Below are 19,707 nucleotides of genomic sequence, written 5' to 3'. Positions count from 1 at the left end.
CAAAAGGTTGTGCTATGAATATATGTGACAATTTCAGTGAAACTATTGGTAAAACTCCATTGCTTAGGTTACATGAAATTGAGAGGTTGTTTGACTTAAAAGCCAAGTTAGTTGCTAAGTTAGAGTTTTTTAATCCGCTCTCATCTGTAAAGGATAGGGTAGCTCTGAATCTTATCGAAAATGCTGAAAAGGTTGGCGATATAAAGCCTGGTGCTACAACTTTGATAGAGCCAACGTCAGGCAATACCGGGATTGGACTGGCATTTATTGCTGCTGCAAAAGGTTATGATCTAATTATTACTATGCCAGAGACTGTATCGGTTGAAAGACGAAAATTAATACAACACTTTGGAGCCAAGCTTATCTTAACTCCTGCGGCAGAGGGCATGACTGGAGCAATTGCCAAAGCCAATGATTTGTTAAAAGAATTAAAAGATAGTGTTATATTGGGTCAGTTTACTAATCCAGCTAACCCAGAAGCACACAGGGCTTCAACAGCCTTGGAAATCTGGCAAGATACTGATGGTGAGATTGATATTTTGGTTGCAGGTGTAGGCACGGGTGGTACCATTACAGGTGTTGCCGAAGTTCTCAAGCATAAGAAATCTAGTTTTAAGGTAGTGGCTGTGGAACCTACATCTAGTCCTGTTTTATCCGGTGGTAAATCTGGTCCGCATAAAATTCAAGGTATAGGTGCTGGATTTGTTCCAGAGATTCTAAATACATCTGTGATCGATGATATTGTTACAGTTAGTGATGGGGATGCTTTAGAGTATGCTCGTTTAGTGGCGCGTGAAGAGGGTGTGCCTGCTGGTATCTCATCAGGTGCAGCATTGAAAGCGGCAATTGAAATAGCACAACGTATAGAGAATGAGAATAAATTGATAGTAGTTATCTTTGCGTCTAGTGCCGAGAGATACCTATCGACAGCTTTATTTACCGAAGATTAGATAGAGGTTTTTTCATATACGGCAAATGTAAAGTCAAACTCGTTTTTATCATCTTTTTTGAATTGTTTATGGCCTATGCGTTTGTATTTAGATTTGTCCCACTTAGGAAAGAAAGCATCAAGATCACTCATTTCTGTGTTGACTTCAGTTATATATAGTCTATCGGCATATTGCAAAAATTCCTTATAAATCTGAGCACCACCAATTACAAAAATCTCATAATGAGGTTTTGATTGCGCGAAGTTTAGAATTTCTTGAACACTGTTAATTATTAAACATTTGTCCTGCTTGTAGTCTTTATCTCTAGTTAGGATGATATTTTTACGGTTAGGGAGTGGGCGACCAATTGATTCAAAGGTTTTTCTTCCCATTACTATATAATTATCCTCAGTTATCTTTTTAAAGTTTTTAAGATCTTCAGAAAGTTTCCAAGCTAATGTATTCTCTTTGCCTATCCCAAGGTTTTTATCATAAGCTACTATTAGTGAAATCATTTTGATGTTGGGTTTTTACAATTATTTTGCAATATTTTAGCATTTTAAATAAATATAAAATACCTTTTGTAATTTATAAATTAAGTGTGATAAAATTTTACGGCTTATATATTATAAGCAGAATGTTTAATTAATAAATCATGTATCTTTTAACCAAAAGTTATGTCAAAGGGTGTCGGTTTCGATATTTGGCGTGACTAAGATACTAGATATAACCCAAATAAGGAAAATCAAAATGTCTTTAATGAAAGAAATGTTATCTGCTGGTGTTCACTTTGGACACAAAAAAGCTTTCTGGAACCCTCAAATGAAAGAATACATCTTCGGTATTAACCATGGTGTACATATTATTAACCTTGAGAAAACAGTTCCTCTTTTCCAAGATGCAGTTAACTTTGTTGGTAAAACTGTAGCTAATGGCGGTAAGGTTCTTTTTGTTGGTACAAAAAGACAAGCACAAGATATCATAGAAGCAGAAGCTAAAAGATGTGGTATGCCATTTGTGAGTCATAGATGGCTAGGTGGTATGTTGACTAACTATAAGACTGTTAGACAATCTATCAAAAGACTTGCTCAGTTAGAAAAGATGAAAGAAGATGGTACTTTAGATTCATTAACTAAGAAAGAAATGCTTCAAAATATCAGAACTATCGAGAAGTTAGAAAAAGTTCTTGGTGGAATCAAAGAGATGGGTGGCTTACCTGATGCTATCGTTGTTATTGATAGTAACAAAGAGCATATCGCTATTCAAGAAGCTCAAAAATTAGGTATCAAAGTTGTATCTATCGTAGATACTAACTCAAACCCTGAAGGTATTGATTACATCATCCCCGGTAATGATGATGCTGTTAAATCAATATCTTTCTATATGGCAAAATTTGCAGATGCTGTTATCGATGCACAAGGTTTAGATAGAGCAGTAGAAGCAAAAGCTGAAGAAACTACAGAAGCATAAGAAACAAACAAGGATAAAACAATGTCAAATATTTCTGCTAAATTAGTGAAAGAACTTAGAGAAAGAACTGGTGCTGGTATGATGGAGTGTAAAAAAGCTCTAGTTGCTGCTGCTGGTGATATTGAAAAAGCTGCTGAAGAAATGAGAATTTCTGGACAGGCGAAAGCTGACAAGAAGGCTTCTCGTGTGGCGGCTGAAGGTGTTATCGAAGTTTATGCTGCTGATGGTAGAGCTGTTCTACTTGAAATCAACTCAGAGACAGATTTCGTTGCTAGAGATGATACTTTCAAAGCGTTTGCTCAAAACGCTGTGAAAGCTGCTCATGCTTCAAAAGCTACAACTATCGAAGAAGTTTTAGCTGCTAAAACTGAGTCTGGTGAAACAGTTGAAGAAGCTCGTAAATCTTTAATTGCTAAGATTGGTGAGAATATTCAGGTTCGTAGAGTTAAAACTATCGAAGCTGGTAATTTAGGTGCTTATATTCATGGTGGTAGAATCGGTGTTGTTGCTGCTTTAGAAGGTGGTGACGATGAGCTTGCTAAAGATATCGCTATGCATGTTGCAGCTGCTAATCCTCAGTATGTTAATCCAAGTGATGTTCCAGCGGATGTTGTAGAAAAAGAGCAAGCTATTCAAGTAGAGATTGCTATGCAGTCTGGTAAACCTAAAGAAATCGCTGAAAAGATGGTTGTGGGTCGTATGAAGAAGTTCACTGGTGAAGTTAGCTTAACTGGTCAAGATTTCGTGAAAGATCCTAGCATCAAAGTTGAAAAGCTTGTTAAAGACAAGGGAGCTAAAGTAGTTAGCTTTATTCGTCTAGATGTTGGTGAAGGTATCGAGAAGAAAGAAGAAGACTTCGCGGCAGAGGTGATGAGCCAAATCAAAGGTTAATATATGTCTAATGATTCGTTAGAATGTTCTCAAAATGCTCCAAAGCTTAAGAGGGTCCTTCTTAAGTTAAGTGGAGAATCTTTATCGGCAGATCAAAGTTTTGGTATAAATGTTGAATCTGCTGCCCCTATCATAAATCAAATCAAAACTCTTGTTAACGCGGGTATTGAGCTAGCAATAGTTGTTGGTGGTGGTAATATCCTGCGTGGTGGCAGAGCTAATTTTGGTAATAAAATCAGAAGAGCTACCGCTGATTCTATGGGTATGATTGCTACCATGATCAACGCTTTAGCTTTGCGTGATATGCTTATTAGCGAAGGTGTCGATGCCGAAGCTTTTTCAGCAAAAGGTGTCGATGGTTTGTTAAAGGTGGCTAGTGCACATGAATTCAATCAGGAGCTTGCGAAGGGTAAGGTTTTGATATTTGCTGGTGGTACTGGTAACCCATTTGTGACTACAGATACTACGGCTAGTTTGAGAGCGGTCGAGGTTGGTGCAGATGCTTTGTTGAAAGCCACAACTGTTGATGGTGTGTATGATAAGGATCCTAATAAGCATTCAGATGCTAAGCGCTTTGAAAAAGTAACTTTCTCAGAGGTCGTTAGTAAAGAGTTGAATGTTATGGATTTGGGTGCATTTACTCAATGCAGGGATTTTGGTATTCCAATATATGTTTTTGATCTGACTCAGCCAAATGCTTTGATTGATGCTGTTGCTGATTCAAAACATGGTACGTGGGTTACTTTAGACTAATTGATTTTTAAAAAGGATTGTTTTTATGATAAACGAAATTCTAAAAGATGCTGAAAGCAGAATGACTAAGTCTTTAGAGGTTTTAGCCGATGATTTGGCTAAAATCAGAACGGGTCGTGCTCATCCTGATATTTTGGCTCATGTAACTATAGACTATTATGGCTCTGCCACACCGATTACTCAGGTGGCAAATGTTACAGTGCTTGACGCAAGAACGTTGGGTATTACTCCATGGGAGAAAGGTCTTTCTGGACAAATTGAGAAGGCTATTATGACTTCTGATCTTGGTCTTAACCCAACCAACCTTGGTGATAGTTTGAGAGTTCCGATGCCTGCTCTTAATGAAGAGCGTAGAAAAGAAATGGTTAAGCTTGTTAAGTCTGAAACAGAAAGTGGTAGGATTTCTATTAGAAATATTCGTCGTGATGCTAATAGTGACATTAAAGAGCTTCTTAAAGAAAAAGAAATAACAGAAGATGAAGCTAAGAGAGCAGAAGATAATATTCAAAAAATTACAGATAAAATGATTGCTCAAGCTGATGCGTTAGCGGTTAAAAAAGAGCAAGATTTAATGGCTGTCTAATTATTAGATTTCTTAATAAAACTTGTATTTCACTCTATTCTTTCTTATTATTTACGTAGTTTAAATATTTATATAAGTATTTGTCATGACCTTGGCTAAGGAAAATGCTCTTAAGCATGTTGCTATAATTATGGATGGTAATGGGCGTTGGGCTAAAAGTAAGCTAAAGCCAAGAATATTTGGTCATAGAAATTCTATATCTAGTGTAGATGCTTCTATAGAGTATTGTGCTGAGCGTAATATTCAGATGCTGACTCTCTTTGCTTTTGGTAGAGATAATTGGCTTAGGCCTGCTAAAGAAGTTTCTGATTTGATGGATCTTTTCTATAAGACTCTCAAGGATAAGACTCCAAAACTACATAAAAATAATATTGTTCTTAAAGTTATTGGTGATCGATCTAGGTTGCCAGACAAACTTGTACGTATGATAGAGTATGGTGAGTCTGTTACAAAAGACAATACTGGGTTGCAGCTTAGGTTGGCAGTTGATTATGCTGGAAGATGGGATATTGTTACTGCTATGAAATCTATCTTTGAAGATGTAAGTAATGGTAAGATGCGTTTGAGTGATGTGACAGAAGAAAATTTTGCTAGTTATACGATCGCTGGCGAGATGCCGGTTGATTTACTTATTCGTACTAGTGGTGAGGTTAGGTTGAGTGATTTTATGTTGTGGCAGCTGTCGTATGCTGAAATGTATTTTACTGATGTTATGTGGCCTGAGTTTACTAAGTTTGAATTTCAGAAGGCAGAAGAATATTTTAACTCACGCCAGAGAAGATTTGGTAAGAGTGGTGAACAACTTGATAAGAGGGATGTATGAAAGAAAGGATAATAACAGGAGTATTGTTAGTAATTTTTGTTTTTGCGGGGCTTGTGTATGCAAGTGACTATCTTTTTGGTGTTGGTGTCTTTTTGGTTGCAATGCTTTCGGCATATGAGTGGCTAAAGTTCACAAAGATTAGTCAGCAAGAGACGGTTAATTATCTTGTGATATTTATGATAATCTTGTTTGTTGTTTCTGAGTTTTTTGTTTATATTCAGTATGTTTTTCCAATATTTTGGCTGTATGCGATTTATAGGCTTAGTGGTTATGAGCGCCAGAAGTTTGATGCATTGTCTACCAATGAAATGTTAATACTTGGTGTTTTTGCGATTTCGCCATTTGCTGCTTCATTATATGTGTTGCACACCAATTCAATTGCTTGGATATTTATGTTTATTTTAGTTGTGGCTGGGGCTGATAGTGGAGCTTATTTTACAGGTAAAGCAATGGGTAAGCGTAAAATGCTTCCTCGCTTGAGCCCAAATAAAACTATTGAAGGCCTTTTGGGTGGTATGGCTTGTGCGGTAGTTATTGCGGTTATATTTCTTTTATTTATGGATTTGAGCATTTTTGAATATGTATTTATGGTTGTTATTTCGGCTGTGGTTGCTGCTTTGTCAGTGGTTGGAGATGTTTTTGAGAGTATGATGAAGCGAATTGCTGGTGTAAAGGATAGTGGTAATATTTTGCCTGGTCATGGTGGTGTGCTTGATAGGTTGGATGGCTATATGCCTGCTCTGCCTATTTTTGTTACATTGGGTTACCCGGCAGGTGTATTTGTTGTGTAGGAGAGCTGATTTGAATATAGAGCTAAAAATTTTAAATAAAGACATTGTCAAAGAGGTGCCTGAATATGGTACAGAAGGTTCGGCCGCAGTTGACCTTAGGGCTTGCATATCTCAAAAAGAGTTTTTGAATCCTCGGGAGTGTAAACTTGTTGGTACTGGTATTGCAATTAATATCGCAAACTCAGGCTATGCAGCTATGATTTTACCTAGATCAGGTTTGGGGCACAAAAAGGGTTTGGTATTGGGTAACGGTACAGGCCTTATTGATTCTGATTATCAAGGTGAATTGATGGTTTCTTGTTTTAACCGTTCTCAGGAAGTTATAGAGATAGAGCCTCTGATGAGATTTGCTCAGCTTGTTATTGTTCCCGTGGTTCAAGCAAAGTTTGATGTTGTAGAAGACTTTTCCCAGCAGACAGTCAGGGCGGCTGGTGGGTTTGGTCACACTGGAGTTTGATTTATGTTTTTTAATATTCCAAATATTCTAACTTTTGGACGTTTGTTTCTAATACCTTTTATTGTAATTTGTTATTATTTTGACTTTCCTCATCATCATGGTATTACAGCTACTTTATTTTTGCTTGGGGCAGCTACTGACTGGTTGGATGGCTATCTAGCGCGTAAGTGGGAGCAAACGAGTAAATTAGGTGCTTTTTTGGATCCTGTTGCTGATAAGTTGATAGTGGCTACTGCATTATGTCTTTTTATTGAAATGTATCCTTATTGGTGGGCAACAATTCCAGCAATTATTATGATATGTCGAGAGATTTTGGTATCAGCACTGCGTGAGTGGATGGCTGAGCTTGGTCAGCGTAGTGTCGTTAAGGTAGGTGTTTGGGGTAAGATCAAAACAACAGCCCAGATGGCGGCTTTATTTATATTTTTGATTAAGCCTGCGATAGATTTTAGGCACTCTTTGGATTATGCTAGCTTTAATACTTGGTTTATCTTATTAGGTTTTTTAATGCTTTATGTTGCGGTAATTCTTACGGTTTACTCTATGTGTAACTATCTTTATGTTGCGTTTAAGTCTGTTTTTGGCAACTCTGATAAATAATACTTTTTCTTTTCTTTCTTTTGCTTTTTTGTTATTATGTCTGTCTAATGCTATTTTTGCAGGGATCATATCCTTGTGAGGCATTTGAAATCAATTTAAAACAAAACTGATAAAAAACGGAGAATAATAACTAATGGCAACTATTAATCAGTTGGTGAACAACCCTCGCAAGAGATCGGTTGTTAAGTCTAAGGTTCCTGCGTTAAAGGCGTGTCCACAAAGAAGAGGTGTGTGTACTAGGGTGTATACTACAACTCCTAAGAAGCCTAACTCAGCACTTAGAAAAGTAGCTCGTGTAAGATTAACGAGCGGATTTGAGGTAACAAGCTACATTGGTGGTGAAGGTCATAACCTACAAGAGCATAGTGTTGTGCTTATCAGAGGTGGTAGGGTTAAAGATTTACCAGGTGTGCGTTACCACATTGTTAGGGGTGCTTTAGATACTTCAGGTGTTAATAATCGTAAGCACGGTCGTTCAAAGTATGGTACTAAGCGTCCTAAGTCTTAATTTGTGTTTAAAGTTTAACATTTGAAGAAGGTGTAAAAATGTCTAGAAGAAATAGAGCTCCTAAAAGAGATATTCTACCTGATCCTAAGTTTAAGAGTCAGGTTGTTGCTAAGTTTGTGAACCATATTATGCTAGATGGTAAGAAGTCTGTAGCAGAAAAGATTGTGTATGGTGCATTTGATAAAATTAAAGCTAAAGATGCATCCGCTAATGAGGTGGAAGTGTTTGAGAATGCTTTAGAAAGTGTTAGTCCAATGGTGGAAGTTAAGTCTCGTCGCGTTGGTGGTGCTACATATCAGGTTCCTGTAGAGGTTAGACCAGAGCGTCGTCAAACTCTAGGTATGAGATGGATAATTGATGCTGCTCGTAAGAGAAAAGAAAATACTATGGGTGATAGAGTTGCTGCGGAAATTCTAGAGGCTGTAGAAGGTAGAGGTGCTGCTGTCAAGAAGAGAGAAGATACTCATAAGATGGCTGAAGCTAACAAAGCATTTGCTCACTTTAGATGGTAATAGGAGAATAGAAAATGCCTCGTAAAACAGCTTTAGAAAAATATAGAAATATTGGTATCTGCGCTCACGTTGACGCAGGTAAAACAACTACTACAGAGCGTATTCTATTCTATACTGGTCTTTCTCATAAGATTGGTGAGGTGCATGATGGTGCTGCCACTATGGATTGGATGGAGCAAGAGCAAGAAAGAGGTATTACAATTACCTCTGCTGCTACTACAACTTTTTGGTCTGGTATGGATCAGCAGTTTCCAGAGCATCGTATAAATATTATTGACACTCCGGGTCACGTTGACTTTACTATTGAGGTAGAGCGTTCACTACGTGTACTAGATGGTGCGGTAGTTGTCTTCTGTGGTTCATCTGGTGTTGAGCCTCAGTCAGAGACGGTATGGCGTCAAGCTAATAAGTATGGTGTACCAAGAATCGTATTTGTAAATAAAATGGATAGATCTGGTGCTGACTTTGAAAGAGTGTGTGGCCAGATTAGAACGCGTTTAAAAGCAAATGTTGTTCCGGTTCAGTTAAATATTGGTGCTGAAGAAGATTTCAAAGGTGTTGTTGATCTTATGAAGATGAAGGCCATCATGTGGAATGAAGAAGACATGGGTCTAACTTATGATCTTGTCGATATTCCGGCTGAGCTTCAAGATAGGGCTGAAGAACTTCGTATGGAGATGATTGAGGCTGCTGCAGAAGCTTCTGAAGAGCTTATGGAAAAATACCTTGAAGAAGGCGAGCTTTCTGAAGATGAGATTAAACAAGGTCTTCGCACTAGAGTGTTAGCTAACGAAATCGTATTGGCATTCTGTGGATCTGCGTTTAAGAACAAGGGTGTTCAAGCTGTACTTGATGGTGTTATTGAATACTTGCCAGCTCCTAACCAAGTTGCTGCTATCAAATGTGAGACAGAGGATGGTGAGCCAGCTTCTCGTCCTTCATCTGATGAAGAGCCATTTGCAGCTCTTGCGTTTAAGCTTGCTACAGACCCGTTTGTTGGTAACCTAACATTTATACGTGTTTATTCGGGTGTGCTTAAGTCTGGTGATGCTGTATATAACCCTGTAAAAGGTAAGAAAGAGCGTGTCGGTCGTATTGTACAGATGCACTCAAATAAACGTGAAGAGATTAAAGAAGTACGAGCTGGTGATATTGCTGCTTGTATTGGTCTTAAAGATGTTACTACTGGTGACACTCTTTGTGATCTTGATAAGCCAGTAATTTTGGAAAGAATGGAATTCCCTGAGCCAGTAATTTCTGTTGCTGTTGAGCCTAAGACTAAGGCTGATCAAGAGAAGATGTCTATTGCGTTAGGTAAACTAGCTGCGGAAGATCCATCTTTCAGAGTTAAGACAGATGAAGAGTCTGGTCAAACAATTATCTCTGGTATGGGTGAGCTTCATTTAGATATTATTGTTGATCGTATGAAGCGTGAATTCAAGGTTGAGGCAAATGTTGGTAACCCTCAGGTTGCTTACAGAGAAACTATCCGTGGAACTGTGGATCAAGATAGTAAGTTTGTTCGTCAGTCTGGTGGTAGAGGTCAATACGGTCATGTTGTTGTCAAGTTTGAACCATTGGCTGTTGAGACTAACGATGCTGGTGAAGAGAAAACTTTTGAGTTTGTTGACGAGATTGTTGGTGGTGTGGTACCAAAAGAGTATATTAGTTCAGTTGCTAAAGGTATCGAAGAGCAGATGCAAAATGGTGTGTTAGCTGGTTATCCTATGATTGGTGTTAAGGCTACATTGTTTGATGGTTCTTACCATGATGTTGACTCATCTGAGATGGCGTTTAAGATTGCTGCTTCAATGGCCCTTAAAGAGGGTGCTAAGAAAGCAAATGCTTGTATACTTGAGCCAATCATGAAGGTTGAGGTTGTGACTCCTGAAGATTATTTAGGTGATGTTATGGGTGACCTTAACAGAAGAAGAGGTATTATCGAAGGGATGGACGAAAACCCAAGCGGAAGAGTTATTAATGCTCTAGTTCCTCTTTCAGAAATGTTTGGTTATGCCACGAATGTGCGTTCTATGAGCCAAGGTAGAGCATCATTCTCTATGGAGTTTAAGAAGTACTCTGAAGTGCCAAATAATATTGCTGATGAAATAATCAAATCACGTAACTCATAATAAAAGGATATAATTAAAATGGCTATAAATAATCAACGTATTAGAATTAGATTAAAAGCCTTTGATCATAAGCTTATCGATATTTCTACTCAAGAAATTGTTGATACAGCTAAGAAAACAGGGGCTCAAGTAAAGGGACCAATCCCTTTACCAGTTCGTAAAGAGAAATTTACAATTCTTATTTCTCCGCACGTAAACAAAAAAGCAAGAGATCAATATGAGATCAGAACTCACAAGAGATTGATTGATATTGTTGAACCTACGGATAAAACTGTAGATGCTCTAATGAAGCTTGATTTAGCATCAGGTGTTGATGTTCAGATCAGTTTAAGCTAATATATACGATACTTTTTTGGAAATTCCAGAAAATAGTATTGGTTAGGTCTCTGCAGTCAATCGTAATTGCAGAGTTAATATAATAATAATAGAGGATATAATAATGTCTTTAGGATTAGTTGGTCGCAAATGTGGTATGACTCGTATATTTACTGAAGATGGTGTTTCTATTCCTGTTACAGTTGTTCAAGTTGAGTCAAACAAGGTTACTCAAGTTAAAACTGCTGAGACGGATGGTTATAATGCTATTCAAGTAACTACTGGTTTTAAAAAGCGTTCTAATGTAAACAAGCCTGCTGCAGGTCATTATGCGAAAGCTGGTGTTGAGCCGGGCAGAGGTTTGTGGGAGTTTGCTATTGATAATGCTTCTGAGTACGAAGTTGGTGCATCTATTGATGCTACTATTTTCGAAGCAGGTCAGAAAGTGGATGTCAGAGGTGTATCTAAAGGTAAGGGTTTTGCAGGTGGTGTTAAGCGTCACAACTTTGCTACTCAAGATGCTACTCACGGTAACTCTCTTTCTCATAGAGTTCATGGTTCTACTGGTCAAAACCAGACTCCAGGTAGAGTATTCAAAAACAAAAAGATGGCTGGTCACTTAGGTAGCGAAAACGTTACTATTCAGTCACTTGAAGTTGTGAGAGTGGACGCGGAAAATGGTTTATTACTTTTGAAAGGTGGTATTCCGGGTTCAGTTGGTGGAGATATTATCGTTACTCCAGCTGTTAAAAGTTAGTAGATAAATATTAATTATACCGGAGAGTTGTTGTGGACTTAAATATAAAATCTTTAGCTGGTGCAGAGGCTGGTGTAGTGGGTGTTGCAGATGGTATATTTGCAGCTGACTATAATGAAGCCCTAATTCATCAGGTTGTTGTTGCTTATATGGCAGGCGCTCGTCAAGGTACTAAAGCTCAGAAGACTAGATCAGAAGTATCTGGTGGTGGAGCTAAGCCTTGGAGACAGAAAGGTACAGGTAGAGCGAGAGCGGGTACGATCCGTTCACCTATTTTCAGAAAGGGTGGTGTTACATTTGCAGCTAAGCCTAAGAGCTATAAGCAAAAAGTAAATCGTAAAATGTATTCAGGTGCTGTTAAATCAATACTATCTGAATTGGTTAGATCTGACAGAATGACTGTTGTTGAGCAGTTGAAGTTAGATACTCCTAAGACAAAAGAATTCAAGACAATTGTTGATTCTTTAGGTGTTAAAGATGTTCTTTTTGTTGTTGGTGTGGAAGAGTTTAATGAAAATTTATACTTATCTTCTAGAAACCTTAAGAATGTTGCAGTATGTGATTCTGTGGAAATTAATCCAGTTTCTTTAGTTTGCTTTGAAAATGTTGTATTCACTAAGCAAGCTATTAAAGAAGTAGAGGAGAAACTAGTATGAGTTCTCAAGAAAAATTATTAAAGACAGTTGTTAGACCTCACGTTTCTGATAAGACTTATGGTCTTTCAGATGCTAACTCTACTATAGTGTTCGAAGTAGCAAGAACTGCGACTAAGCAAGATGTGAAAAGTGCTGTAGAGAAGCTTTTTGAGGTTAAAGTTGAATCTGTGAATATCCTTAATGTTAAAGGTAAAGCTCGTAGATTTGGTCGTGTTGAGGGTAGAACAAAGGCTTGGAAAAAGGCTTATGTAAAGCTTGCTGAAGGACATGACATCAATTTTGTTGGTGCAGAGTAACTTAGAGAAGGTTTGTAATCATGATTGAAATAAAAAAAGCTAAACCTACTTCACCTGGCCGTCGCCACGTAGTGAGCGTAAAGAATACAGAATTACACACAGGTAAGCCGTTTAAGGGTTTGGTAGAAGCTAAGAAGAGTAAGGCTGGTAGAAACAATACTGGTAGAATTACAGTTCGTCATCAAGGTGGCGGACATAAGCAGCATTACCGTGTTGTGGACTTTAAAAGAAACAAAGATAATATCGTAGCTAAGGTTGAGAGAATCGAGTACGATCCTAACCGTAGCGCAAATATTGCTTTAGTACTTTATGCTGATGGTGAAAGAAGATATATCGTCGCTCCTAAAGGTTTAAAGAAAGATATGTCGATAGTTTCTGGTGAAAAAGTAGATGTTGCTGTAGGTAACTGTATGCCATTGAGAAATATCCCTCTTGGTACAGTTATTCATAATATCGAAATGAAGCCTATGAAAGGTGCGCAAATGATCAGAAGTGCTGGTACTTTCGCTCAGTTGGTTGGTAAAGATAATGCTTATGCAATTATTCGTTTAAGATCAGGTGAGATGAGAAGAGTGCTTCTTGATTGTAGAGCTGTTATTGGTGTGGTATCAAATTCTGAGCACAACTTAAAATCTTTAGGTAAGGCTGGTGCGAAGCGCTGGAGAGGCGTAAGACCTACTGTAAGAGGTGTTGCGATGAACCCAGTAGATCACCCGCATGGTGGTGGTGAAGGTCGTACTTCAGGTGGTAGACATCCTGTGTCTCCATGGGGTGTGCCTACTAAAGGTTATAAGACGCGTAAAAATAAGCGTTCTAATAAGTTGATTGTTCAAAAACGTAAGTAATTAGGGAGAAGGTTGTGCCTCGTTCATTAAAAAAAGGACCTTTTGTAGATCATCATCTTTTAAAGAAGGTTTTTGAAGCGCAAGAAAGTAATTCTAAAAAGCCAATCAAAACGTGGTCGAGAAGATCATTGATTGTGCCGGATATGATAGGTTTAACTATAGCTGTACATAACGGTCAACAGCATGTGCCAGTTCTTATGACTGAAGAAATGGTAGGTCATAAGTTAGGTGAGTTTGCTGTAACTCGTAACTACCGTGGTCATGCAGCTGATAAAAAAGCTAAGAAGAAATAGTTGGGGTTATACACATGGAAGTACAAGCTAAATTAAAAAATGCTAGAATCTCAGCTCAAAAGGCAAGACTAGTAGCAGACCAAGTCAGGGGCTTACCTGTAGAGCAAGCTATTAATCTTTTGACTTTTAGTAATAAGAAAGCAGCAGTGCTAATTAAAGATGTTTTAAATTCAGCTATCGCTAATGCAGAGCATAATGATGGTATGGATGTTGACTCATTGTTTGTTTCAACTGTATTTGTAGATGAGGGTCCCACTATGAAGCGTTTTGAAGCTAGAGCAAAAGGTCGTGGAAATCGTATTTTAAAAAGAACTTCGCATATCACTGTGAAAGTTGCTGAGAAAAATTAAGAGGTGTAGTAAAAATGGGTCAAAAAGTAAATCCTAATGGAATTCGATTAGGCATAGTAAAAGAGCATAATTCAACGTGGTATGCTGACTCTTCTGACTACGCTACTAAGCTTAATGAAGATATTAAGGTTAGAGAGTTTTTGCATAAAAAACTTGCATCAGCAGCAGTTAGTAAGATTCAAATTGAGAGACCTGCTCAAAATGCTAAAATCACAATACATACAGCAAGACCTGGTATCGTGATTGGTAAGAAGGGCGAAGATGTTGAAAAATTACGTTCTGATGTTAATAAGTTAATGGGTATACCTGTTCAGATTAATATTGAAGAAGTGCGTAAGCCAGAGATTGATGCTAAATTAGTTGCTGATAGTGTAGCTCAGCAATTAGAAAAAAGAGTAATGTTCAGAAGAGCTATGAAAAAGGCTATGCAAGCTGCTATGAAATCAGGTGCTAAAGGTATCAAGATTATGGTTAGTGGTCGTTTAGGCGGTGCTGAGATTGCTCGTTCTGAGTGGGCTAGAGATGGTAGAGTTCCTCTACAAACTTTTAGAGCGGATGTGGATTATTCTACAGCTCAAGCGTTGACGACTTATGGTATCATAGGCGTTAAAGTTTGGATCTATAAGGGTGAAGTTCTTCCTGGTCAATTGAATCAGAAAAATAATAAAAAAGGAGCTAAATAATGCTACAGCCTAAGCGTACAAAGTTTCGTAAACAGCAGAAGATGCGTAATAGAGGCTTGGCTCACAGAGGTAATAAAGTAAGCTTTGGTGAGTTTGGTCTACAGGCGACATCTAGAGGTAGAGTTACTGCTAGACAAATAGAAGCAGGAAGAAGAGCTATTACTCGTCATATTAAGCGTGGTGGTAAAGTTTGGATTAGAATCTTCCCAGATAAGCCAATTACACAAAAACCTCTTGAAGTTCGTATGGGTAAAGGTAAAGGTTCTGTTGAATATTGGGTTGCTCAAATTCAGCCGGGTCGTGTACTATATGAGATCACTGGTGTAAAAGAAGAATTAGCGCGTGAAGCTTTTGCTAGAGCAGCTGCTAAGATGCCAGTGCAGACAACTTTTGTTGAAAAGCAGGTGATGTAATGAAAAGAAAAGATACTTTAAAAGATTATAGAGGTAAAAGTATTGACCAATTGCAAGAAGCGAAAATAGAGTTATTGCAACAGTTATTTTCTCTTCGTATGCAGAAGGGTACAGGGCAATTAAAAAAGAATCACTTGTTTAAAAGTGCAAAAAGAGATATTGCTCGTATAAATACAATAATATCAGAAAAGAATAAATAGGTGCCTTAAAGATGAGCGATAAAATTAGATTGTTAGAAGGTAAAGTTTCTAGCGTAGCTATGGATAAAACTGTAGTTGTAAGAGCTGAAAGATATGTTAAGCACCCTTTATATGGTAAATTCGTTAAGAAAACTACTAAGTATTATGTTCATGATGAGAAAAATGAATGTAAAGAAGGTGATGTTATCAAGTTCAAAGAAACTAAACCGTATTCAAAAACTAAGAAATGGTGTTTAGTCGATATTATCCATAGAGAAAAATAATAAATTTGATTTTATTTTTGTTTATTGGTATATTTATCGGACTGCAAATTACTCAGCAGTCTTATATAATAATAATTAAGGGTTATTTGTATGATTCAAATGCAAACAGAACTCCAAGTTGCTGATAACAGTGGCGCTAAGAGAGTAGAGTGTATTAAAGTTTTGGGTGGTTCACATCGCAGATATGCATCTATTGGAGATGTTATAAAAGTGACTGTGAAAGAAGCTGCTCCAAGAGGTAAAGCTAAAAAAGGATCTGTATATAATGCTGTAGTTGTTAGAACAGCTAAAGGTGTTCGTAGAAAAGATGGTTCTAAAGTCCGTTTTGATGGCAATGCTGCCGTGCTTCTAAATGCTAACGGCCAACCTATCGGGACACGTATTTTTGGCCCTGTTACTAGAGAACTACGTACAGAGAAGTTTATGAAGATCGTATCTTTAGCACCAGAAGTACTATAGTTATATTTATTGAGGTGTAGATAATGAATAGATTAAAAAAAGGTGATGACGTAATAGTTATTGCTGGTAAAGATAAGGGTCGTAGAGGCGTTGTTAAATCATTCGCTAAAGGCGGTTCTTTAGTTTTAGTGGAAGGTATTAATATTGTTAAGAAACATGTTAAGCCTAACCCTAATAGAGGTGTGGAAGGTGGAGTTGTTGAGAAAGAACTTCCTGTTGATGCTTCTAACGTTGCTATCTTTAACCCTGCTACTGAAAAAGCAGATAGAGTGGGTTACAAGTTTGTTGATGAGAAAAAGGTTCGCTACTTTAAATCTAATGGCGAGCTTGTAGACTTATAGGACTAAGTTTTTATGGCAAGATTAAAAGATTATTATCAAAAAGAGCTTGTAGCTAAGTTAAAGTCTGAGCTAGGGCTAGATAATATAATGGAAGTACCTGCTATTGAGAAAATTACTCTTAATATGGGTGTTGGTGATGCTGCAAAAGACAAGAAGATTATGACTTTTGCGTTAAATGATTTGACAGCGATTGCTGGTCAAAAACCAGTTGTTACTAAGTCTAAAAAATCAATTGCTGGTTTTAAAATTCGTGACGGATGGCCAATAGGTGCTAAAGTTACTTTACGTGGTGAGCGTATGTATGAATTTTTAGATAGACTTATAACAATTGCTATTCCTAGAATCAGAGATTTTAGGGGGTTAAGTGCTAAATCTTTTGATGGAAGAGGTAATTATAGCTTAGGTATGAGAGAGCAAATTTCTTTCCCTGAAATTGATTATGATAAAGTTGACTCTATCAGAGGTTTAGATATTTCGATAACTACTACAGCTAAAAATGATGATCAAGGAAGAGCTTTGCTTAAAGCATTTGGTTTTCCTTTTAAGTCTTAATTTAAATTGGGGTTTTAAATGGCAAAAAAATCAATGATTCAGAGAGAGTTGAAGAGAGAAAAATTAGTAGCTAAATATGCTCAAAAAAGAGCTGAGCTAAAAGCTATTATTCTTGATACAAACTCTACTGAAGAACAAAAATGGGAAGCTCAAATTAAACTGCAGAAGTTACCGGTAAACTCTTCAGCTTCTAGAGTTCAAAGAAGATGTAAAGTTACAGGTAGACCACATGCTGTATACAGAAAGTTTGGTTTATGCCGTAATAAGCTTAGAGAGTATGCAATGGCAGGTGATGTTCCTGGTTTGAAAAAAGCTAGTTGGTAATAAGGAATTTAAGTTATGAGTATGCAAGATCCTATCGCGGATATGTTTACAAGAATTAGAAATGGTCTTTCTGCAGAGAAGGAAGTTATTTCTGTACCATTTTCAAAAATGAAGATGGAAATCGCGAACTTTTTAGTTAACGAAGGTTATATTAAAGGTTGTTCAAAAGGCACAACTTCAGCAGGTCATCCTTCAATTGAAATTGAACTTAAGTATCATGCAGGCACGCCTGTAATTGAGATGATAAAGAGAGTTTCTAGACCAAGTTTGAGAATTTATAAGTCTCATGAAGAGCTACCTAAGGTATATGGTGGTTTCGGTGTTGCTATTATCTCTACATCTAAAGGTTTGGTAAGTGATAGAAAGGCTAGAGATCTTGGTGTTGGTGGCGAAATTATCGGCTACGTAGCTTAAGTTAGCAAGGAGATTTGATATGTCAAGAATAGGTAAAAAACCTGTTGCTATCCCTAGTGGTATTACGATAAATGTTGCTGCTGGTAATCAGGTTGAAGTTAAAGGAGCTAAAGCAACTTTAAGTAAAACTTTTTCTACAGAAGTAACTTTTAATATTGAAGATGGTGTTGCAACTGTATCACCTAATAACAGCAGTAAGAATGCTGTTGCTCAGTCTGGTACTGCAAGAGCTATACTTAACAATATGGTTGAAGGTGTAAGTAAAGGTTTTGAAAGAAAATTAAAGATTATTGGGGTTGGTTATCGTGCTAAAGCTCAGGGTAGCGAACTTAATCTTACTTTAGGCTTTTCACATCCTGTGGTTTACAAATTACCACAGGGTATAACAGCTGAAACTCCAGCTCCAACAGAAATTGTTCTTAAAGGTGCTGATAAAGAGCTTTTAGGTAAAGTAGCTTCTGAAATCAGAGATTATAGAAAGCCTGAGCCATATAAAGGTAAAGGTGTTCGTTACGAAGATGAGTATGTAGCGAAGAAAGAAGCTAAGAAGAAGTAGTTAGGTAAGGGATAGTATAATTATGAATAAAAAAACTGCTCGTTTAAGTCGTAGTAAACGTACTAGAATTAAACTAAAAGAGCTTGGTCATACTAGACTGTGTGTTTATAGAACACCTAAGCATGTATATGCTCAAGTAATATCTGGTGATGGTTCTACTGTAATAGCTGCGGCGTCTACTGTAGAAAAAGACGTGAAGGCAAAGTGTAAATATACTGGTAATGTTAATTCTGCTGCAATTGTTGGCGAAGTTATTGCTAACAGATGTAAGGAAAAGGGTATTTCACAGGTTGCTTTTGATAGATCTGGATATAAGTATCATGGACGTGTTAAAGCTTTAGCAGAGGCTGCTAGAGAGCATGGTCTTCAGTTTTAATAAATAAAATATGGATGATTATTCATTATGTCTAATGAAGTGAAAAAAAACGAAGAGCTGATTGAAAAGTTAGTTAGTGTTAAGAGACACTCTAAGACAGTAAAAGGTGGAAGAATTATGAGCTTTGCCGCTTTAACTGTTGTGGGTGATGGTAAAGGTAGAATTGGAGTAGGTAGAGGTAAGTCTAGAGAAGTACCTGCTGCTATCCAAAAAGCTATGGAAAACGCTAAGAAAAACATGGTATCAGTTAATCTTAATAACGATACGTTATGGTATGCTACTATGTCTAATCATGGTGCTTCAAAAGTATTTATGCAACCTGCATCTGCTGGTACTGGTATTATTGCTGGTGGTGCTATGCGTTCGGTTTTTGAGGCTGTTGGTGTACACAACGTTTTAGCAAAAACTTATGGCTCAACTAATCCTGCAAACGTTGTAAGAGCAACGATAGCTGGTTTGGCAAAAATTAAATCACCAGAAGAGATCGCTGAGAAAAGAGGTTTGTCTGTTGAAGAGATTCAGGGGTAATTAAAAATGACTCAAGCTAAAACATTTAAAGTTACTTTAACAAAAAGCTTAATTGGCCGTAAAGAAAACCATATAGCATCAGCTAGAGGTTTAGGTCTTAGAAAAATAAACCATACTGTCGAGGTGTTAGATACTCCTGAAAATCGTGGTATGGCAAACAAAATATATTATATGGTTAAGATAGAGGGGTAGTATAAGATGAAATTAAATACAATTGCTCCTGCTGCTGGCTCTAAGAGTGCTCCGAAAAGACTTGGGCGTGGTATTGGAAGTGGATTAGGTAAAACTTCTGGTAAAGGTCACAAAGGTCAAAAAGCACGTTCAGGTGGCTATCATAAAGTAGGTTTTGAAGGCGGTCAGATGCCTATACAAAGAAGACTACCAAAGTTTGGTTTTACTTCTGCGTCTAAAAGATTTGTTGCTGAAATTAGACTACATGAATTGAATAATGTAGCTCTAGAAGAAGTAACTCTTGATGCTTTAAAAGACTCTGGTCTTATAAGAAAAGATATTAAATCAGTAAAAGTAATAGCAAGTGGAGAAATCCAAAAAGCTGTTAGCCTTAAAGGTATAGCTTGCACAAAAGGTGCTAAAGAAGCTATCGAAAAAGCTGGTGGTAAGGTAGAGTAAGATTTAA

General features: G+C 37.3%; 34 protein-coding genes. 33 read left to right on the top strand and 1 reads right to left on the bottom strand.

What is annotated here, in order from left to right; translation table 11 throughout:
* Positions 1 to 14: 14 nt before the first annotated feature.
* A complete protein-coding gene (cysK, locus tag F0R75_RS07790) occupies positions 15 to 950 on the top strand; it encodes a cysteine synthase A (protein WP_149369139.1) in 936 nt (311 codons plus the stop codon).
* Here cysK and F0R75_RS07785 read toward each other — a convergent pair.
* Positions 947 to 1,444: a dihydrofolate reductase gene (locus F0R75_RS07785; RefSeq protein ID WP_149369140.1), complete on the bottom strand. Its 498-nt coding sequence runs from the start codon at positions 1,442 to 1,444 to the stop codon at positions 947 to 949. The genes cysK and F0R75_RS07785 overlap by 4 nt on opposite strands.
* A 235-nt stretch (positions 1,445 to 1,679) precedes the next feature.
* On the opposite strand from F0R75_RS07785, the gene rpsB reads away from it, so the two are divergent.
* The 32 genes from rpsB (at position 1,680) to rplO (ending at position 19,700) form a co-directional block, all read left to right on the top strand.
* Positions 1,680 to 2,399 (top strand): 30S ribosomal protein S2, encoded by a 720-nt coding sequence (gene rpsB / locus F0R75_RS07780; protein ID WP_013922008.1) that lies wholly within the window; start codon positions 1,680 to 1,682, stop codon positions 2,397 to 2,399.
* A 21-nt stretch (positions 2,400 to 2,420) separates the two neighbouring features.
* A complete protein-coding gene (tsf, locus tag F0R75_RS07775) occupies positions 2,421 to 3,290 on the top strand; it encodes a translation elongation factor Ts (protein ID WP_149369141.1) in 870 nt (289 codons plus the stop codon).
* 3 nt (positions 3,291 to 3,293) lie between these two features.
* Positions 3,294 to 4,043, top strand: coding sequence for a UMP kinase (gene pyrH, locus F0R75_RS07770; protein WP_146421721.1), 750 nt, complete (start codon positions 3,294 to 3,296; stop codon positions 4,041 to 4,043).
* A 25-nt stretch (positions 4,044 to 4,068) separates the two neighbouring features.
* A complete protein-coding gene (frr, locus tag F0R75_RS07765) occupies positions 4,069 to 4,626 on the top strand; it encodes a ribosome recycling factor (RefSeq protein WP_149369142.1) in 558 nt (185 codons plus the stop codon).
* Between the two features lie 85 nt (positions 4,627 to 4,711).
* Positions 4,712 to 5,449 carry a polyprenyl diphosphate synthase gene (gene uppS / locus F0R75_RS07760; protein ID WP_013922012.1) on the top strand — a complete coding sequence of 246 codons (738 nt, stop codon included), beginning with the start codon at positions 4,712 to 4,714 and terminating at the stop codon, positions 5,447 to 5,449.
* Positions 5,446 to 6,240 (top strand): phosphatidate cytidylyltransferase, encoded by a 795-nt coding sequence (locus tag F0R75_RS07755; protein WP_149369143.1) that lies wholly within the window; start codon positions 5,446 to 5,448, stop codon positions 6,238 to 6,240. Before uppS ends, F0R75_RS07755 begins: the two co-directional genes overlap by 4 nt.
* A 10-nt stretch (positions 6,241 to 6,250) precedes the next feature.
* Positions 6,251 to 6,697 (top strand): dUTP diphosphatase, encoded by a 447-nt coding sequence (gene dut / locus F0R75_RS07750; RefSeq protein WP_149369144.1) that lies wholly within the window; start codon positions 6,251 to 6,253, stop codon positions 6,695 to 6,697.
* A gap of 3 nt (positions 6,698 to 6,700) precedes the next feature.
* Positions 6,701 to 7,297: a CDP-diacylglycerol--glycerol-3-phosphate 3-phosphatidyltransferase gene (gene pgsA, locus F0R75_RS07745; protein ID WP_013922015.1), complete on the top strand. Its 597-nt coding sequence runs from the start codon at positions 6,701 to 6,703 to the stop codon at positions 7,295 to 7,297.
* Positions 7,298 to 7,430: 133 nt separating this feature from the next.
* The gene (gene rpsL, locus F0R75_RS07740; protein WP_003035357.1) at positions 7,431 to 7,805 is read left to right on the top strand and encodes a 30S ribosomal protein S12; all 375 of its coding nucleotides are present in this window, start codon (positions 7,431 to 7,433) and stop codon (positions 7,803 to 7,805) included.
* Positions 7,806 to 7,843: 38 nt separating this feature from the next.
* Positions 7,844 to 8,317, top strand: coding sequence for a 30S ribosomal protein S7 (gene rpsG, locus F0R75_RS07735; protein ID WP_013922016.1), 474 nt, complete (start codon positions 7,844 to 7,846; stop codon positions 8,315 to 8,317).
* Positions 8,318 to 8,331: 14 nt separating this feature from the next.
* On the top strand, positions 8,332 to 10,449 hold the full coding sequence (gene fusA, locus F0R75_RS07730) for an elongation factor G (protein WP_013922017.1): 2,118 nt from the start codon (positions 8,332 to 8,334) through the stop codon (positions 10,447 to 10,449).
* 18 nt (positions 10,450 to 10,467) lie between these two features.
* Positions 10,468 to 10,785, top strand: a complete 318-nt coding sequence (gene rpsJ / locus F0R75_RS07725; protein ID WP_004286618.1) for a 30S ribosomal protein S10 — start codon at positions 10,468 to 10,470, stop codon at positions 10,783 to 10,785.
* A gap of 103 nt (positions 10,786 to 10,888) precedes the next feature.
* Positions 10,889 to 11,521, top strand: coding sequence for a 50S ribosomal protein L3 (gene rplC, locus F0R75_RS07720; RefSeq protein WP_013922018.1), 633 nt, complete (start codon positions 10,889 to 10,891; stop codon positions 11,519 to 11,521).
* 32 nt (positions 11,522 to 11,553) lie between these two features.
* Entirely contained in the window at positions 11,554 to 12,177 is a 624-nt protein-coding gene (gene rplD, locus F0R75_RS07715) for a 50S ribosomal protein L4 (protein WP_146421724.1), read from the top strand.
* On the top strand, positions 12,174 to 12,473 hold the full coding sequence (gene rplW / locus F0R75_RS07710) for a 50S ribosomal protein L23 (RefSeq protein ID WP_013922020.1): 300 nt from the start codon (positions 12,174 to 12,176) through the stop codon (positions 12,471 to 12,473). The genes rplD and rplW overlap by 4 nt, the downstream gene beginning before the upstream one ends.
* 20 nt (positions 12,474 to 12,493) lie before the next feature.
* Positions 12,494 to 13,318: a 50S ribosomal protein L2 gene (gene rplB / locus F0R75_RS07705; protein ID WP_149369145.1), complete on the top strand. Its 825-nt coding sequence runs from the start codon at positions 12,494 to 12,496 to the stop codon at positions 13,316 to 13,318.
* A 14-nt stretch (positions 13,319 to 13,332) separates the two neighbouring features.
* The gene (rpsS, locus tag F0R75_RS07700; protein ID WP_004286613.1) at positions 13,333 to 13,611 is read left to right on the top strand and encodes a 30S ribosomal protein S19; all 279 of its coding nucleotides are present in this window, start codon (positions 13,333 to 13,335) and stop codon (positions 13,609 to 13,611) included.
* A 14-nt stretch (positions 13,612 to 13,625) separates the two neighbouring features.
* Positions 13,626 to 13,961, top strand: coding sequence for a 50S ribosomal protein L22 (rplV, locus tag F0R75_RS07695; protein WP_013922022.1), 336 nt, complete (start codon positions 13,626 to 13,628; stop codon positions 13,959 to 13,961).
* Between the two features lie 14 nt (positions 13,962 to 13,975).
* Positions 13,976 to 14,644: a 30S ribosomal protein S3 gene (rpsC, locus tag F0R75_RS07690; protein ID WP_013922023.1), complete on the top strand. Its 669-nt coding sequence runs from the start codon at positions 13,976 to 13,978 to the stop codon at positions 14,642 to 14,644.
* A complete protein-coding gene (gene rplP, locus F0R75_RS07685; RefSeq protein ID WP_013922024.1) occupies positions 14,644 to 15,057 on the top strand; it encodes a 50S ribosomal protein L16 in 414 nt (137 codons plus the stop codon). Before rpsC ends, rplP begins: the two co-directional genes overlap by 1 nt.
* Positions 15,057 to 15,257, top strand: coding sequence for a 50S ribosomal protein L29 (gene rpmC / locus F0R75_RS07680; protein ID WP_003017801.1), 201 nt, complete (start codon positions 15,057 to 15,059; stop codon positions 15,255 to 15,257). The genes rplP and rpmC overlap by 1 nt, the downstream gene beginning before the upstream one ends.
* 11 nt (positions 15,258 to 15,268) lie before the next feature.
* On the top strand, positions 15,269 to 15,520 hold the full coding sequence (gene rpsQ / locus F0R75_RS07675; protein ID WP_013922025.1) for a 30S ribosomal protein S17: 252 nt from the start codon (positions 15,269 to 15,271) through the stop codon (positions 15,518 to 15,520).
* Positions 15,521 to 15,610: 90 nt separating this feature from the next.
* The gene (gene rplN / locus F0R75_RS07670) at positions 15,611 to 15,979 is read left to right on the top strand and encodes a 50S ribosomal protein L14 (protein WP_013922026.1); all 369 of its coding nucleotides are present in this window, start codon (positions 15,611 to 15,613) and stop codon (positions 15,977 to 15,979) included.
* Between the two features lie 23 nt (positions 15,980 to 16,002).
* The gene (gene rplX, locus F0R75_RS07665) at positions 16,003 to 16,320 is read left to right on the top strand and encodes a 50S ribosomal protein L24 (protein ID WP_004286606.1); all 318 of its coding nucleotides are present in this window, start codon (positions 16,003 to 16,005) and stop codon (positions 16,318 to 16,320) included.
* A 12-nt stretch (positions 16,321 to 16,332) separates the two neighbouring features.
* Positions 16,333 to 16,872 (top strand): 50S ribosomal protein L5, encoded by a 540-nt coding sequence (gene rplE, locus F0R75_RS07660; RefSeq protein WP_013922028.1) that lies wholly within the window; start codon positions 16,333 to 16,335, stop codon positions 16,870 to 16,872.
* An 18-nt stretch (positions 16,873 to 16,890) separates the two neighbouring features.
* Entirely contained in the window at positions 16,891 to 17,196 is a 306-nt protein-coding gene (gene rpsN / locus F0R75_RS07655; protein ID WP_013922029.1) for a 30S ribosomal protein S14, read from the top strand.
* Positions 17,197 to 17,211: 15 nt separating this feature from the next.
* Entirely contained in the window at positions 17,212 to 17,610 is a 399-nt protein-coding gene (rpsH, locus tag F0R75_RS07650) for a 30S ribosomal protein S8 (RefSeq protein ID WP_149369146.1), read from the top strand.
* A gap of 19 nt (positions 17,611 to 17,629) precedes the next feature.
* Positions 17,630 to 18,166: a 50S ribosomal protein L6 gene (gene rplF, locus F0R75_RS07645; protein ID WP_149369147.1), complete on the top strand. Its 537-nt coding sequence runs from the start codon at positions 17,630 to 17,632 to the stop codon at positions 18,164 to 18,166.
* 22 nt (positions 18,167 to 18,188) lie between these two features.
* On the top strand, positions 18,189 to 18,542 hold the full coding sequence (rplR, locus tag F0R75_RS07640; protein WP_013922032.1) for a 50S ribosomal protein L18: 354 nt from the start codon (positions 18,189 to 18,191) through the stop codon (positions 18,540 to 18,542).
* 27 nt (positions 18,543 to 18,569) lie between these two features.
* Entirely contained in the window at positions 18,570 to 19,070 is a 501-nt protein-coding gene (gene rpsE, locus F0R75_RS07635) for a 30S ribosomal protein S5 (RefSeq protein WP_013922033.1), read from the top strand.
* Positions 19,071 to 19,076: 6 nt separating this feature from the next.
* Positions 19,077 to 19,262, top strand: coding sequence for a 50S ribosomal protein L30 (rpmD, locus tag F0R75_RS07630; protein WP_004286599.1), 186 nt, complete (start codon positions 19,077 to 19,079; stop codon positions 19,260 to 19,262).
* 6 nt (positions 19,263 to 19,268) lie between these two features.
* Positions 19,269 to 19,700, top strand: a complete 432-nt coding sequence (gene rplO / locus F0R75_RS07625; protein ID WP_146421727.1) for a 50S ribosomal protein L15 — start codon at positions 19,269 to 19,271, stop codon at positions 19,698 to 19,700.
* Positions 19,701 to 19,707 lie beyond the last annotated feature (7 nt).

The sequence above is a fragment of the Francisella marina genome (genome assembly GCF_008369785.1).
Classification (GTDB): domain Bacteria; phylum Pseudomonadota; class Gammaproteobacteria; order Francisellales; family Francisellaceae; genus Francisella; species Francisella salimarina.
The sequence above is the reverse complement of the archived record's forward strand: the minus strand, read 5'-3'. Positions and strand labels throughout refer to the sequence as shown.

What these genes read in the sequence shown, in the direction of transcription:
- rplB (WP_149369145.1), top strand. Translation starts at nt 12,494, where the DNA reads ATGATTGAAATAAAAAAAGCTAAACCTACTTCACCTGGCCGTCGCCAC.
- rplO (WP_146421727.1), top strand. Translation starts at nt 19,269, where the DNA reads ATGAAATTAAATACAATTGCTCCTGCTGCTGGCTCTAAGAGTGCTCCG.
- rpsH (WP_149369146.1), top strand. Translation starts at nt 17,212, where the DNA reads ATGAGTATGCAAGATCCTATCGCGGATATGTTTACAAGAATTAGAAAT.
- tsf (WP_149369141.1), top strand. Translation starts at nt 2,421, where the DNA reads ATGTCAAATATTTCTGCTAAATTAGTGAAAGAACTTAGAGAAAGAACT.
- F0R75_RS07785 (WP_149369140.1), bottom strand. Translation starts at nt 1,444, where the DNA reads ATGATTTCACTAATAGTAGCTTATGATAAAAACCTTGGGATAGGCAAA.
- frr (WP_149369142.1), top strand. Translation starts at nt 4,069, where the DNA reads ATGATAAACGAAATTCTAAAAGATGCTGAAAGCAGAATGACTAAGTCT.
- rpsC (WP_013922023.1), top strand. Translation starts at nt 13,976, where the DNA reads ATGGGTCAAAAAGTAAATCCTAATGGAATTCGATTAGGCATAGTAAAA.
- pyrH (WP_146421721.1), top strand. Translation starts at nt 3,294, where the DNA reads ATGTCTAATGATTCGTTAGAATGTTCTCAAAATGCTCCAAAGCTTAAG.
- uppS (WP_013922012.1), top strand. Translation starts at nt 4,712, where the DNA reads ATGACCTTGGCTAAGGAAAATGCTCTTAAGCATGTTGCTATAATTATG.
- rpsL (WP_003035357.1), top strand. Translation starts at nt 7,431, where the DNA reads ATGGCAACTATTAATCAGTTGGTGAACAACCCTCGCAAGAGATCGGTT.
- pgsA (WP_013922015.1), top strand. Translation starts at nt 6,701, where the DNA reads ATGTTTTTTAATATTCCAAATATTCTAACTTTTGGACGTTTGTTTCTA.
- fusA (WP_013922017.1), top strand. Translation starts at nt 8,332, where the DNA reads ATGCCTCGTAAAACAGCTTTAGAAAAATATAGAAATATTGGTATCTGC.
- rplE (WP_013922028.1), top strand. Translation starts at nt 16,333, where the DNA reads ATGGCAAGATTAAAAGATTATTATCAAAAAGAGCTTGTAGCTAAGTTA.
- rplN (WP_013922026.1), top strand. Translation starts at nt 15,611, where the DNA reads ATGATTCAAATGCAAACAGAACTCCAAGTTGCTGATAACAGTGGCGCT.
- rpsB (WP_013922008.1), top strand. Translation starts at nt 1,680, where the DNA reads ATGTCTTTAATGAAAGAAATGTTATCTGCTGGTGTTCACTTTGGACAC.
- rplW (WP_013922020.1), top strand. Translation starts at nt 12,174, where the DNA reads ATGAGTTCTCAAGAAAAATTATTAAAGACAGTTGTTAGACCTCACGTT.
- rplF (WP_149369147.1), top strand. Translation starts at nt 17,630, where the DNA reads ATGTCAAGAATAGGTAAAAAACCTGTTGCTATCCCTAGTGGTATTACG.
- rplV (WP_013922022.1), top strand. Translation starts at nt 13,626, where the DNA reads ATGGAAGTACAAGCTAAATTAAAAAATGCTAGAATCTCAGCTCAAAAG.
- rpsJ (WP_004286618.1), top strand. Translation starts at nt 10,468, where the DNA reads ATGGCTATAAATAATCAACGTATTAGAATTAGATTAAAAGCCTTTGAT.
- rpsN (WP_013922029.1), top strand. Translation starts at nt 16,891, where the DNA reads ATGGCAAAAAAATCAATGATTCAGAGAGAGTTGAAGAGAGAAAAATTA.
- rpmD (WP_004286599.1), top strand. Translation starts at nt 19,077, where the DNA reads ATGACTCAAGCTAAAACATTTAAAGTTACTTTAACAAAAAGCTTAATT.
- rplC (WP_013922018.1), top strand. Translation starts at nt 10,889, where the DNA reads ATGTCTTTAGGATTAGTTGGTCGCAAATGTGGTATGACTCGTATATTT.
- rplX (WP_004286606.1), top strand. Translation starts at nt 16,003, where the DNA reads ATGAATAGATTAAAAAAAGGTGATGACGTAATAGTTATTGCTGGTAAA.
- rplR (WP_013922032.1), top strand. Translation starts at nt 18,189, where the DNA reads ATGAATAAAAAAACTGCTCGTTTAAGTCGTAGTAAACGTACTAGAATT.
- rpsE (WP_013922033.1), top strand. Translation starts at nt 18,570, where the DNA reads ATGTCTAATGAAGTGAAAAAAAACGAAGAGCTGATTGAAAAGTTAGTT.
- rplP (WP_013922024.1), top strand. Translation starts at nt 14,644, where the DNA reads ATGCTACAGCCTAAGCGTACAAAGTTTCGTAAACAGCAGAAGATGCGT.
- rpsG (WP_013922016.1), top strand. Translation starts at nt 7,844, where the DNA reads ATGTCTAGAAGAAATAGAGCTCCTAAAAGAGATATTCTACCTGATCCT.
- cysK (WP_149369139.1), top strand. Translation starts at nt 15, where the DNA reads ATGAATATATGTGACAATTTCAGTGAAACTATTGGTAAAACTCCATTG.
- F0R75_RS07755 (WP_149369143.1), top strand. Translation starts at nt 5,446, where the DNA reads ATGAAAGAAAGGATAATAACAGGAGTATTGTTAGTAATTTTTGTTTTT.
- rpmC (WP_003017801.1), top strand. Translation starts at nt 15,057, where the DNA reads ATGAAAAGAAAAGATACTTTAAAAGATTATAGAGGTAAAAGTATTGAC.
- rpsQ (WP_013922025.1), top strand. Translation starts at nt 15,269, where the DNA reads ATGAGCGATAAAATTAGATTGTTAGAAGGTAAAGTTTCTAGCGTAGCT.